Annotated in this window: 11 protein-coding genes; 10 read left to right on the top strand and 1 reads right to left on the bottom strand. The window is 62.9% G+C overall.

What is annotated here, in order from left to right:
- Nucleotides 1-38 precede the first annotated feature (38 nt).
- A complete protein-coding gene (locus LIY45_RS03065; RefSeq protein ID WP_226475284.1) occupies nucleotides 39-1013 on the bottom strand; it encodes an alpha/beta hydrolase family protein in 975 nt (324 codons plus the stop codon).
- Nucleotides 1014-1089: 76 nt separating this feature from the next.
- On the opposite strand from LIY45_RS03065, the gene LIY45_RS03060 reads away from it, so the two are divergent.
- From LIY45_RS03060 to trpE, 10 genes are all read left to right on the top strand, one after another.
- Entirely contained in the window at nucleotides 1090-3477 is a 2388-nt protein-coding gene (locus tag LIY45_RS03060; RefSeq protein ID WP_226475282.1) for a sensor histidine kinase, read from the top strand.
- Between the two features lie 25 nt (nucleotides 3478-3502).
- Entirely contained in the window at nucleotides 3503-4132 is a 630-nt protein-coding gene (locus LIY45_RS03055) for a response regulator transcription factor (protein WP_003210977.1), read from the top strand.
- A 214-nt stretch (nucleotides 4133-4346) separates the two neighbouring features.
- Nucleotides 4347-5459: an ABC transporter ATP-binding protein gene (locus LIY45_RS03050; protein WP_063026781.1), complete on the top strand. Its 1113-nt coding sequence runs from the start codon at nucleotides 4347-4349 to the stop codon at nucleotides 5457-5459.
- Between the two features lie 43 nt (nucleotides 5460-5502).
- On the top strand, nucleotides 5503-6543 hold the full coding sequence (locus LIY45_RS03045; RefSeq protein ID WP_010167251.1) for an ABC transporter substrate-binding protein: 1041 nt from the start codon (nucleotides 5503-5505) through the stop codon (nucleotides 6541-6543).
- 173 nt (nucleotides 6544-6716) lie between these two features.
- Nucleotides 6717-7949, top strand: coding sequence for an ABC transporter permease (locus LIY45_RS03040; RefSeq protein WP_010167250.1), 1233 nt, complete (start codon nucleotides 6717-6719; stop codon nucleotides 7947-7949).
- A gap of 13 nt (nucleotides 7950-7962) precedes the next feature.
- Nucleotides 7963-8787: an ABC transporter permease gene (locus tag LIY45_RS03035; RefSeq protein WP_003210970.1), complete on the top strand. Its 825-nt coding sequence runs from the start codon at nucleotides 7963-7965 to the stop codon at nucleotides 8785-8787.
- A gap of 196 nt (nucleotides 8788-8983) precedes the next feature.
- Entirely contained in the window at nucleotides 8984-10132 is a 1149-nt protein-coding gene (locus tag LIY45_RS03030; protein ID WP_226475280.1) for an iron-containing alcohol dehydrogenase, read from the top strand.
- Between the two features lie 83 nt (nucleotides 10133-10215).
- Nucleotides 10216-10890, top strand: a complete 675-nt coding sequence (rpe, locus tag LIY45_RS03025; protein WP_226475278.1) for a ribulose-phosphate 3-epimerase — start codon at nucleotides 10216-10218, stop codon at nucleotides 10888-10890.
- A complete protein-coding gene (locus LIY45_RS03020; protein ID WP_017476339.1) occupies nucleotides 10887-11705 on the top strand; it encodes a phosphoglycolate phosphatase in 819 nt (272 codons plus the stop codon). Before rpe ends, LIY45_RS03020 begins: the two co-directional genes overlap by 4 nt.
- Before the next feature lie 68 nt (nucleotides 11706-11773).
- Nucleotides 11774-13249, top strand: a complete 1476-nt coding sequence (trpE, locus tag LIY45_RS03015; protein WP_226475277.1) for an anthranilate synthase component I — start codon at nucleotides 11774-11776, stop codon at nucleotides 13247-13249.
- The last annotated feature ends 31 nt before the right edge of the window (nucleotides 13250-13280 follow it).

Genomic DNA, 13280 nt, shown 5'->3' with positions numbered 1-13280 from the left:
CACCCACAGTTGAGCTTTATCAGTTTCAACAGCGGCGATCAGTCCCCGGGATTTTGCGGGCTCAGCCAGCCGCGAATCCGCCGATACAGTTGCTCTTGTCCGGCCGGGCTGTTGTCGGGGAAGGCCTTCAGGGACACTTGTTTGTAGTTGTCATTCTTCAAACGCTTACTGGCCTGGGAGCGTTCCTGGGCGGTCTTGCGTGACTGGGTGTCGTCCTGATAGAAAAAGTCTGCCGTCGCCAACTTCAGCTTCGGTGCCAGTTGTTGCAGGTCCGGGGCACGGCCCACCGGGGTTTGCCCGGCCACCATAACGAATTTCTGCACCTGCGCCGGTTGTTTTTCACTCAGGTAACGCGCGGCCCACCATGCGCCGGTGCCGTGGCCGAGCAGCACAACGCTGCGGGCATTCTGGGTCTGGGCGAAGGCGAGGGCGGCGTCAATGCGCGCAAAGATTCGCGTGGCATCGGTCTTGTCTTGTTCATCGTTGCCCGGAACCACGGCCGGGTCGGTGCCTTCAGCTTCGGCGCTGGCGGCCTGCTCCACGGGTTTGGCGACGGTACTCGCGTCTTTGCTGCTGGTGTCCACGGCCGCCTTGGTCGATTCGATGAGGCGCGGCGGCAGCGTGTCCAGGGTCAGGTCCGGCAGGGACAAACTGAGGGTGCCCCATGCCGCGTCCGGTAATTTCTGGCGCAACGGCCCGATTGCTTGAGGCCAGTCAGCACTTTCGCCGTTGCCCGGGACGATAATCACCACGCCTTCAGGTTCGCCAGTGTTGGCCGGTTTCCACAGGGCCAGGAAAGAATCGCTGCCCGCCTGCAACTGTTGCTGTTCCTGCTGCGGGATTTGTCGCTCCAGGGCATTGGCTTCTTCCTGGCTGCGTTCCGGCAAGGGTTGGCGCGCCACCGGTTTTTCCGGGGGCGGAGCGGGCGTGTCGGCAGCCTCGACACAAAAGGCGCTGGTAAACAGCAGCGACAGGCACAATGCTGGCAGTGCCGAACGGTGGGAAAGTGGCATCGTTGAATTCCGGCCAGAAGTGATTCCGGCAGCCTAATGGGTTGGTCAGTATTTGTCAGTGGATGAGACGTGGATCATGGGTTTTCGCTACCTGCTGGTTATCGGCTGTTTATGCTTTCCCTTGATCGCGGGCGCCGTGCCTGCGCCTGCCCCTCACCAGGCGCAGCTCGATGCCAGCCAGCGTGAATGGCTCGGCCGGCATCCCGACTTGCGGGTCGGCCTGGTGTTGCAGGCGCCTTATGCCCAATACGATCGGCGCTTGCAGCGGCTGTCCGGGGCCAACGTCGAATTGATGCAGTGGCTGGCCAAGGCGCTGAACATCGAGCTGACCTGGCGCAACTTTCCCAGTCAGGAGCAACTGGAGGCAGCCGTGCGTGACGGCGAGGTCGACCTCGCTCCCGGGCTGCTGCAAACCCCGGCCGGGCTGCGGCTGTGGCTATTCTCTGACCCGTACATGCGGGTGCCCCAGCACATCGTCGGGATTCGCGACGGAGGCACGTCGGTAGACCTGGAAAAACTCGACGACCAATCCCGCGTCGCCGTGCGGATGCCCAGCGCGGTGGCGGATTACCTGCGCAGCACCTACCCGAGCCTCAACCTGCAAGGCGTGCCCATGGAGCGCCAGGCCCTGCAATTGCTGGTAAGCCAGCAAGCCCGGTATGCCGTGGTGGATGAGGCGCAATTGAGCCGGTTGTCTGGGGAAACCGAGTTCGCCGGCCTGGCCGTGGTGGGCGATATCGGCCTGCCGCAATTGTTGCGGGTGGCGACGCGGCGCGACTGGCCCGAGTTGGCCGACATCATGCAAAGCGCCTTGCGCGCGATTCCCGCGCGGGATCTGGACCAGTTGCACACCCGCTGGCTGCAGCCCAAATATCCTCGTGTGACCGAGTCTCCCGGGTTCTGGCAAAACCTCACCTTGCTTCTCGGCCTTCTCTTGCTCGCCAGCCTGGCCGTGGTGTTCTGGCAACGCCGCCAGCAACGCGGCCTGGAACACAACCTGCTGGCCGCCCGGGAAGAAAGCGCCGCCCGGGCCGCCGGTGCCGAAGCCTTGCGCCTGACCCAGTTCTCCATCGACCAAAGCACCGTCGGCATCCTCTGGGTCAATTGGGACAGCCATGTGCGCTACGCCAACCAGGCCGCAGAAACCATGCTCGGCTACGCTCCCGGCGCCCTGATCGAGCGACCGCTGATCGAATTCGACCCGACGCTGACCATGGACCGCTGGCTCAACCTGTGGAAACGCGCCCGGGCCAGCGAAGACGGGCCGCAGAGTTTTGCGACCAATTGCCTGCGCGCCGATGGCAGTGTATTGCCGGCCGACGTGTCCCTGAGTTTCCTGCGCTTTGCCGACGGCGAATACCTGGTGGTCTACCTCAACGACGTCACCGAGCGGCGCCGGGCCCTCGCGGCCTTGCAGGAAAGCGAGGCGCGGCTGCAAGGGATCGCCGCCAATGTGCCGGGGCTGGTGTTTCGCCTGGAGCGCTTGCCGCGCAGCGAGGCGATCGAGTTTGCCTACATCAGCCAGGGCAGCGAGGGGCTGGTAGGTTACGCGCCGGAAGTGCTCAGTCACCCGGCCATGGGCATTCGCAGCCTGGTGCATCCCGACGACCGCGCCAGTTATCACCGCACCCAGGACCACGCCATCGAAACCGAGAGCAACTGGGCCTGGCAGGGCCGCATCCTGACCCGCCTGGGCGAGCAGCGCTGGGCCGATATCAAGGCCGTGACCCGACGCCTGGAAGACGGCGCTGTGGTCTGGGACGGCATTGTCTGGGACATCAGCGAGAGCAAACGCATCGAGCTGGAGCTGGACGCCTCCCGCGCGCAACTGCGGGAATTGTCGGCCCACCTGGAAACCGTGCGTGAGGAAGAGAAGGCCCGCATCGCCCGGGAAGTGCACGACGAACTGGGGCAAATGCTCACCGTGCTCAAGCTGGAAACCTCGATGTGCGAGCTGACCTACGCGCAACTGGATCCCGGCCTGCACGAGCGGCTGAACAGCATGAAGCGCCTGATCGCGCAACTGTTCCAACTGGTGCGCGATGTGGCCACCGCGCTGCGCCCGCCGATTCTCGACGCCGGGATCGCCTCAGCGATCGAATGGCAGGCCCGGCGTTTTGAAGCCCGTACGCAGATTCCCTGCCTGGTCCAGGTGCCGGATAACCTGCCGGTATTGAGCGACGCCAAGGCCATCGGCCTGTTCCGTATCCTGCAGGAGGCACTGACCAATGTGATGCGCCATGCCCAGGCGCATACTGTCGAGCTGACGCTGGTGGTGGAGGGCGCGCACCTGCGCCTGACCATCAGCGACGATGGCATTGGTTTCGTCCAGGCCTCCGGGCGGCCGGTATCGTTTGGCCTGGTGGGCATGCGCGAGCGGGTGCTGATCATGGGCGGGCAGTTGAGCCTGGACAGCGCATTGGGTGAAGGCACCACCCTGAGTGTGACGGTGCCGCTGGATTGATAACCAAAAGAAGAGGACGTCCACTGTGATCCGTGTACTGGTAGCTGAAGACCACACCATCGTTCGCGAAGGCATCAAGCAACTGATCGGCCTGGCCAAGGACCTGCTGGTGGTGGGCGAGGCGAGCAATGGCGAGCAGTTGCTGGAAACCCTACGCCATGTGCCGTGCGAGGTGGTGTTGCTGGACATCTCGATGCCCGGCGTCAACGGCCTGGAAGCCATCCCGCGGATTCGTGCGCTGAACAACCCCCCGGCGATCCTGGTGCTGTCAATGCACGACGAAGCGCAAATGGCCGCCCGCGCCCTGAAGGTCGGTGCCGCCGGTTATGCCACCAAGGACAGTGACCCGGCGCTGCTGCTGACGGCGATCCGCAAGGTTGCGGCGGGCGGGCGGTATATCGACCCGGACCTGGCGGACCGCATGGTCTTCGAGGTCGGCCTGACCGACTCCCGGCCGCTGCATTCGCTGTTGTCGGAGCGCGAGTTCTCGGTCTTCGAGCGCCTGGCCCAGGGCGCCAACGTCAACGACATCGCCCAGCAGTTGGCATTGAGCAGCAAAACCATCAGCACCCACAAGGCGCGCTTGATGCAAAAGCTCAACATCACCTCCCTGGCGGAACTGGTGAAGTACGCCATGGAGCACAAGCTTCTATAGCCGCCTATCTATTTGCGACCACCCTGTGCCGCTAGAAAACCCATTCCTGCCACCTGCAGCTGTCGCACTGTTCTGTGCCCGCCATCCGTGTAGGGCGATCCCTACCCCAAACCTTCCATCCTGCTGATGCCAATCTCTCCGGGCCCCCGATTTTCGCGGGCTTGCGGCTGGACTACGCTGGGTCCATGGCAGTCCAAAACAAAAAGGTGCGGGTATGAGCGAGGTGGATTCAAATGATGTGCTGGTCAGCTTTCGTGGCGTGCAGAAGAGCTACGACGGCGAGAACCTGATCGTCAAAGACCTCAACCTGGAGATTCGCAAGGGCGAGTTCCTGACCCTGCTCGGGCCGTCCGGCTCGGGCAAGACCACCAGCCTGATGATGCTCGCCGGCTTCGAAACCCCCACCGCCGGCGAGATCCAGCTGGCCGGTCGTTCCATCAACAACGTGCCGCCCCACAAGCGTGACATCGGCATGGTGTTCCAGAACTACGCGCTGTTCCCCCACATGACGGTCTCCGAGAACCTGGCGTTTCCGCTCTCTGTACGCGGCCTGAGCAAGACCGACATCAGCGAGCGGGTCAAGCGTGTGCTGAGCATGGTCCAGCTCGATGCCTTCGCCCAACGCTACCCGGCGCAACTCTCCGGCGGCCAGCAACAGCGGGTGGCCCTGGCCCGGGCGCTGGTGTTCGAGCCACAGCTGGTGCTGATGGACGAACCCCTCGGCGCCCTCGACAAGCAACTGCGCGAACACATGCAGATGGAGATCAAGCACCTGCACCAGCGCCTCGGCGTGACCGTGGTGTACGTGACCCACGACCAGGGCGAAGCATTGACCATGTCCGACCGGGTGGCGGTTTTCCACCAGGGCGAGATCCAGCAGATCGCCGCCCCGCGCACCCTGTATGAAGAGCCGAAAAACACCTTCGTCGCCAACTTCATCGGCGAGAACAACCGTCTCAATGGCCGCCTGCACAGCCACACCGGCGACCGCTGCGTGGTCGAGTTGGCGCGCGGCGAAAAGGTCGAGGCGCTGGCGGTGAACGTTGGCCAGGTCGGCGGTCCGGTGACCCTGTCGGTACGCCCGGAGCGCGTCAGCCTGAATGGTTCCAGCGAAAGCTGCGTCAACCGTTTCTCCGGGCGCGTGGCCGAATTCATCTACCTGGGCGACCACGTGCGGGTGCGCCTGGAAGTCTGCGGCAAGTCCGATTTTTTTGTGAAACAACCGATCGCCGAGCTGGACACGGCCCTGGCGGTCGGCGACGTGGTACCGATTGGCTGGCAGGTCGAGCACGTTCGCGCACTCGACCCACTTCTAGAGGCGAATTGATCGCCCCCTTGCTTCACCAACCTCGCACGTGGAGAGAACAACAATGTTGAGATCCCTGAAATATTCCGCCCTGGCTTTGAGCCTGATGGGTGCGACACAGGCCATGGCAGGCCCCGATTTGACGGTCGTGTCCTTCGGTGGCGCGAACAAGGCGGCGCAGGTCAAGGCCTTCTACGCCCCGTGGGAAAGCGCGGGCAACGGCAAGATTGTCGCCGGCGAGTACAACGGTGAAATGGCCAAGGTCAAAGCCATGGTCGACACCAAGAGCGTGTCCTGGGACCTGGTGGAAGTGGAGTCACCGGAACTGTCCCGTGGTTGTGACGAAGACATGTTCGAACCCCTGGACCCGAAACTGTTCGGCAACCCGGGCGACTACGTGAAGGGCGCGATCCAGCCCTGCGGCGTTGGCTTCTTCGTATGGTCCACCGTGCTGGCCTACAACGCCGACAAACTCAAAGCACCGCCAGGCGGCTGGGCAGATTTCTGGGACACCAAGAAATTCCCGGGCAAGCGTGGCCTGCGCAAGGGCGCCAAGTACACCCTGGAGTTCGCCTTGATGGCTGACGGTGTGGCGCCGAAGGATGTGTACAAAGTGCTGGCCGGCAAAGATGGCCAGGACCGCGCGTTCAAGAAACTCGATGAACTCAAGCCGTATATCCAGTGGTGGGAAGCGGGCGCCCAACCGCCGCAGTACCTCGCTTCTGGTGACGTCGTGATGAGTTCTGCCTACAACGGCCGGATCGCCGCCGTGCAGAAAGAAAGCAACCTGAAAGTGGTGTGGAACGGCGGGATCTACGACTTCGACGCCTGGGCCATTCCAAAAGGACTGGCCAAGGACCGTGCTGACGCGGCGAAGAAGTTCATCGCCTTCTCGGTGCAGCCGCAGCAGCAGAAGACCTACTCGGAAAACATCGCCTACGGCCCGGCTAATACCCAAGCCGTACCGTTGCTGGCCAAGGACATCCTGAAGGATATGCCGACGACCCCGGAAAACATCGCCAACCAGGTGCAGATCGACGTGAGCTTCTGGGCGGATAACGGTGAGCAACTGGAGCAGCGCTTTAACGCGTGGGCGGCCAAGTAACCCGGTCTCCAATGTGACACCCACCTTGTGGCGAGGGCGCTTGCTCCCGCTGGACTGCGCAGCAGTCCCATCTTTTGGGGCCGCTTCGCAGCCCAGCGGGAGCAAGCTCCCTCGCCACAGGACAAGCGCCACACCAACGTTTTGCATTCATGTTTAAGAACCCGGAGTTCGCCATGGCCATCGCCATTCCCAGCCCCACCCTGAAACAGCGCCTGGCGCGTGCCGAGCGGCTCAACCGCTGGAAGGCCCAGGCCTTGATCGCGCCGCTGGTGGTGTTTTTGCTGCTGGTGTTCCTGGTGCCGATTGTGGCGCTGCTCTACAAAAGCGTCGGCAACCCGGAAGTGGTGGGTGGCCTGCCGCGCACGGTGGTAGCGGTAACCGCCTGGGACGGTCGTGGCCTGCCCGGCGAGCCGGTGTACCAGGCCATCAGCGAGGACCTGGGCGAAGCCCGGAAAAACTCGACCCTGGGCGACCTCTCAAAACGCTTGAACATGGAACTGGCGGGCTATCGCAGCCTGCTGACGAAAACCGCGCGGGCGCTGCCGTTTACCGAAGCGCCTGCCTCTTATAAAGAAGCGCTGGAAAACCTCGACGAACGCTGGGGTGACCCGGCGTACTGGCAGGCGATCCGGCGCAACACCAGCAGTCTCACGCCTTACTACCTGCTGGCCGCCGTGGATCATCGCATCGACGACCTCGGCGAAATCGCCCCGGCCACTCCGGACCAGGCGATCTACCTCGATATCTTCGCCCGTACGTTCTGGATGGGCCTGGTCATCACCGTGTGCTGCCTGCTGCTGGCCTACCCGTTGGCTTACCTGCTGGCCAACTTGCCGGCACGGCAAAGCAACCTGCTGATGATCCTGGTGCTGCTGCCGTTCTGGACCTCGGTATTGGTGCGCGTGGCGGCCTGGATCGTGTTGCTGCAGTCCGGCGGCTTGATCAACAGCGCGCTGATGGGAATGGGGCTGATCGATAAACCCGTCGAGTTGGTGTTCAACCGGCTGGGGGTCTACATCTCCATGGTGCACATCCTGTTGCCGTTCATGATCTTGCCGATCTACAGCGTAATGAAGGGCATCTCGCCCACCTACATGCGAGCGGCAATTTCCCTGGGCTGCCACCCATTCGCCAGCTTCTGGCGCGTGTACTTCCCGCAGACCTACGCCGGCGTTGGCGCCGGCTGCCTGTTGGTGTTCATTTTGGCGATTGGCTATTACATCACCCCGGCCTTGCTGGGCAGCCCGAACGACCAGATGGTCAGCTACTTCGTGGCCTTCTACACCAACACCAGCATCAACTGGGGCATGGCCACGGCCCTGGGCGGCTTGCTGCTGCTGGCCACCGTGGTGCTGTACCTGATCTACAACTGGCTGGTGGGCGCCAGCCGCCTGCGCCTGAGCTAAGGAGACCGTTGCGATGCTGAGCCCTTATATGTCGCCCGTGGAACGGGTCTGGTTCTACAGCTTGCGGATTCTCTGCGGCCTGATCCTGTTGTTCCTGATCTTGCCGGTGCTGGTGATCATCCCGCTGTCGTTCAACAGCGGAAGTTTCCTGGTCTACCCGCTGCAAGGTTTCTCGCTGCACTGGTACCAGGACTTCTTCGGCTCGGCGGAATGGATGCGGGCCCTGAAGAACAGCATCATCGTGGCCCCGGCGGCGACGGTGCTGGCGATGGTGTTCGGCACCTTGGCAGCGATCGGCCTGACCCGTGGGCATTTCCCCGGCAAGGCGCTGGTCATGGCCCTGGTGATTTCGCCGATGGTGGTGCCGGTGGTGATTATCGGCGTGGCCAGTTACCTGTTCTTCGCACCGCTGGGCCTGGGCAACAGCTTCTTCTCGTTGATCGTGGTGCACGCGGTGCTGGGCGTGCCGTTTGTGATCATCACGGTGTCGGCGACCTTGCAGGGGTTCAACCATAACCTGGTGCGGGCGGCGGCCAGCCTGGGCGCATCACCGCTGACGGCGTTTCGCCGGGTGACCTTGCCGCTGATTGCGCCGGGGGTGATTTCCGGGGCGCTGTTTGCCTTTGCCACCTCGTTTGATGAAGTGGTGGTGACGCTGTTCCTCGCCGGGCCCGAACAGGCGACCTTGCCGCGCCAGATGTTCAGCGGCATCCGCGAAAACCTCAGCCCCACCATTGCCGCAGCGGCGACCTTGTTGATTGCGTTCTCGGTGGTGCTGTTGCTGACCCTGGAATGGCTGCGGGGGCGCAGTGAAAAGCTGCGTACTGCGCAGGTCTAAAGGCCGGCTCTCGGTCAAATGTGGGAGCTGGCTTGCCTGCGATGCGGGCGACTCGGTTTTTCAGTTGCACCGAGTTGATGCTATCGCAGGCAAGCCAGCTCCCACAGGGAACGTGCCATTCAGCGGCTGAATGGCAGACAACCCGTAATCAGACGCTATCCTTGTGCCAGCCCATAACTGATAAGAGGCCGCGCACATGAGTACTTCCTCATTCAAGATCGCCCATAAACTGCTCACCGGCCCAGGCGCCATCGAGCAACTGGCCGCCGAGCTGACGCGGCTGGATGTCGACAACCCGCTGATTGTCACTGACGCGGCGCTGGTCAAGTCCGGCACCGTGGCGCTGGCGCTGGCGCACCTGGGTGAGCGGACCTATGAAATTTTCGACCGCGTGCTGCCCGACCCGGAAATCGCCATCGTCGAGGACTGCATGCGTGTCTACCGCGAAGGCGGGCACGATGGCCTGATCGGCGTCGGCGGCGGCAGTGCGATCGACATCGCCAAGAGCGTGGCGGCCTACGCCGGTTACCACGGTGCCCTGGCCGACCTGTTCGGCGTGGACCAGGTGCCGCGCAAAGGCCCGCCGCTGATCGCGATTCCTACCACCGCCGGCACCGGTTCTGAAGTGACCAACGTGGCGATTCTGTCGGACAAGGTCGCGCAACTGAAAAAAGGCATCGTCAGCGACTTCCTGCTACCGGACGTGGCCCTGATCAGCCCCCAAATGACCCTGACCTGCCCCCGCAGCGTGACGGCCGCCAGTGGCGTGGATGCACTGGTGCATGCCATCGAGTCCTACTTGTCGCTGAATGCCTCGCCGATCACTGATGCGCTGGCCATCGGTGCGATCAAGCTGATCGCCAAGGCATTGCCCAAGGCCTACGCCAATCCGCTCAACCTGCAAGCCCGTGACGACATGGCCACCGCCAGCCTGATGGCCGGGATGGCGTTCGGGAATGCCGGCGTGGGCGCGGTGCATGCGTTGGCCTATCCACTGGGCGGGCGCTTCAACATCGCCCACGGCGTGAGCAATGCCTTGCTGCTGCCCTACGTGATGCATTGGAACAAGCTGGCATGCGTGGAGCGCATGCAGGAGATTGCCGAGGCCATGGGCGTGAACGTCACGGGGCTGAGTGCCGTGGAGGCGGCGGATCAGGCCGTCGAGGCGATGACGAGACTGTGTGCCGCAGTGGAGATCCCGTCCGGCCTGCGCAGCTTCGGTGTGCCCGAAGACGCCATCCCGGCCATGGCCATAGAGGCCGCGGGGATCGAACGCCTGATGCGCAACAATCCGCGCAAGCTCAGCGCCGCGGATATCGAGAAAATCTACCGGGCTGCGTTCTAACCATTGAGCGAGGTCACGGTGCGCGCGGCAAAGCATGAGGTATACAATGCGCGCCATCGTGATTTAGCTCAAAAAGGTGCGTCATGCAGCCCTTCGTCATTGCTCCATCGATTCTCTCCGCCGACTTCGCCCGCCTGGGTGAGGAAGTGGACAAGGTGTTGGCCGCCGGTGCCGACTTCGTTCACTTCGATGTCATGGACAACCACTATGTGCCGAACCTGACCATTGGTCCGATGGTCTGCGCCGCCCTGCGCAAATACGGCGTGACCGCGCCCATCGACGCGCACTTGATGGTCAGCCCGGTGGACCGCATCGTCGGTGACTTCATCGAGGCCGGTGCGACCTACATCACGTTCCACCCGGAAGCCACGCTGCACGTGGACCGCACTCTGCAACTGATCCGCGAGGGCGGTTGCAAGGCCGGCCTGGTGTTCAACCCGGCCACCCCGCTGAGCGTGCTTGAGTACGTGATGGACAAGGTCGACATGGTCCTGTTGATGAGCGTCAACCCAGGCTTCGGCGGGCAGAAGTTCATCCCCGGCACCCTCAACAAGCTGCGTGAAGCACGGGCGCTGATCGATGCCTCGGGCCGTGATATCCGCCTTGAGATCGACGGTGGCGTCAACGCCAACAACATCCGCGAAATCGCCGCAGCGGGTGCCGACACCTTTGTGGCCGGCTCGGCGATTTTCAATGCCCCGGACTATCAGGAAGTGATCGCCAAGATGCGCGCAGAACTGGCGCTGGCGCGTCCATGAGTGGCTTTGAGCAGTTGTTCCCCGGCAAACTGCCACGGTTGGTGATGTTCGATCTGGACGGTACGTTGATCGATTCGGTGCCGGACCTGGCGGCGGCGGTGGACCAGATGCTGCTCAAGCTGGGGCGCAAGCCAGCGGGCATCGAGTCGGTGCGCGAGTGGGTTGGCAACGGCGTGCAGATGCTGGTGCGCCGGGCCCTGGCCAACAACATCGAGGCCGAGGGTGTCGATGAGGTGGAGGCCGAGCACGCCCTTGAGTTGTTCAACGTGGCCTATGAAAACGGCCACGAGCTGACCGTGGTTTATCCCGGCGTGCGCGACACCCTTAAATGGCTGCACAAGCAGGGCGTGGAAATGGCCCTGATCACCAACAAACCGGAGCGCTTTGTCGCGCCTTTGTTGGACCAGATGAAGATCGGCCGGTATTTCCGCTGGATCATCGGTGGCGATACCTTGCCGCAGAAGAAGCCCGATCCGGCGGCACTGTTTTTCGTGATGAAAATGGCCAATATTCCGGCGTCCCAATCGCTGTTTGTCGGCGATTCACGCAGCGATGTGCTGGCGGCGAAAGCGGCGGGGGTCAAGTGCGTGGCCTTGAGTTACGGCTACAACCATGGCCGGCCGATTGCCGAGGAATCCCCGGCGCTGGTGATTGATGACCTGCGCCTGTTAATCCCCGGTTGCTTGGGAGCGGGCGCTGAGATAACGTTGCCCGACGCTGTTCCATCCCCTTCTGGAAATCCCATCGTGGTGGTCACTCGCAAACTCTGGATGAAAGTCATCAAGGCCCTGGCCCGCTGGCGTTGGCGCGCCTGACTGATCCTGGCCGCGCTGCGGCACGTTTGCACACCTGACCGTTAGACCCTCAAGCCACGAGGCACCCCATGATCCGCGAAGAATTCCTGCGTTTGGCCGCTGCCGGCTACAACCGTATCCCCATGGCCTGCGAAACCCTGGCCGACTTCGACACGCCATTGTCGATCTACCTGAAACTGGCCGACGAGCCCAACTCCTATCTGCTGGAGTCGGTGCAGGGCGGCGAGAAATGGGGTCGTTATTCGATCATCGGCCTGCCGTGCCGTACGGTGCTGCGGGTACATGATCACCATGTGAGCATCACCCTGGACGGCGTCGAGATTGAAAGCCACGACGTGGAAGACCCGCTGGCCTTCGTCGAGGAGTTCAAGGCGCGCTACAACGTGCCGACCATCGCCGGCCTGCCGCGCTTCAACGGTGGCCTGGTGGGTTACTTCGGCTACGACTGCGTGCGCTACGTGGAAAAACGCCTGGGCAAATCCCCGAACCCTGATCCGTTGGGCGTGCCGGACATTCTGCTGATGGTTTCCGACGCGGTGGTGGTGTTCGACAACCTCGCGGGCAAGATGCACGCGATTGTGTTGGCCGACCCTTCCCAGGCCGACGCGTTCGAGCAAGGCCAGGCCAGCCTCGAAGCGTTGCTGGAAAAACTGCGCCAGCCAATCACCCCGCGTCGCGGCCTGGACCTTAGCCGTCCACCGGCGGCTGACCCGGTGTTCCGCTCCAGCTTTACCCAGGATGACTACGAGCGTGCCGTCGATACCATCAAGGAATATATCCTTGCCGGTGACTGCATGCAGGTGGTGCCGTCGCAACGCATGTCCATCGACTTCAAGGCCGCGCCCATCGATCTGTACCGGGCGTTGCGCTGCTTCAACCCGACGCCGTACATGTACTTCTTCAACTTTGGCGACTTCCATGTGGTAGGCAGTTCGCCGGAAGTGCTGGTGCGTGTGGAAGACAACCTGATCACCGTGCGCCCGATTGCCGGCACGCGCCCTCGCGGTGCGACCGAGGAAGCGGACCTGGCGCTGGAGCAGGACCTGCTGAGCGACGACAAGGAAATCGCCGAGCACTTGATGCTGATCGACCTGGGCCGCAACGACACCGGGCGTGTCTCGGAAATCGGCTCGGTGAAACTCACCGAGAAGATGGTGATCGAGCGTTATTCCAACGTGATGCACATCGTGTCCAACGTCACCGGCGAGCTGAAGGCTGGGTTGACGGCAATGGATGCACTGCGGGCGATCCTGCCGGCGGGCACCTTGTCGGGCGCGCCGAAGATTCGTGCGATGGAAATCATCGACGAGCTGGAGCCGGTCAAGCGTGGTGTGTATGGCGGTGCGGTGGGGTATTTCGCCTGGAACGGCAATATGGACACTGCGATCGCGATTCGTACGGCGGTGATCAAGGACGGCGAACTGCACGTGCAGGCGGGCGGCGGGATTGTGGCCGACTCGGTGCCGGCCCTGGAGTGGGAAGAGACGCTGAACAAGCGCCGGGCGATGTTCCGTGCGGTGGCGCTGGCTGAGCAGACCCCGTAGGACTGAAGTCAGACGTAGATCAAAAATGTGG

This window comes from Pseudomonas sp. MWU16-30323, from assembly GCF_020515595.1.
GTDB lineage: Bacteria > Pseudomonadota > Gammaproteobacteria > Pseudomonadales > Pseudomonadaceae > Aquipseudomonas > Aquipseudomonas yamanorum.
This window is presented reverse-complemented; position numbering and strand designations above follow the sequence as displayed.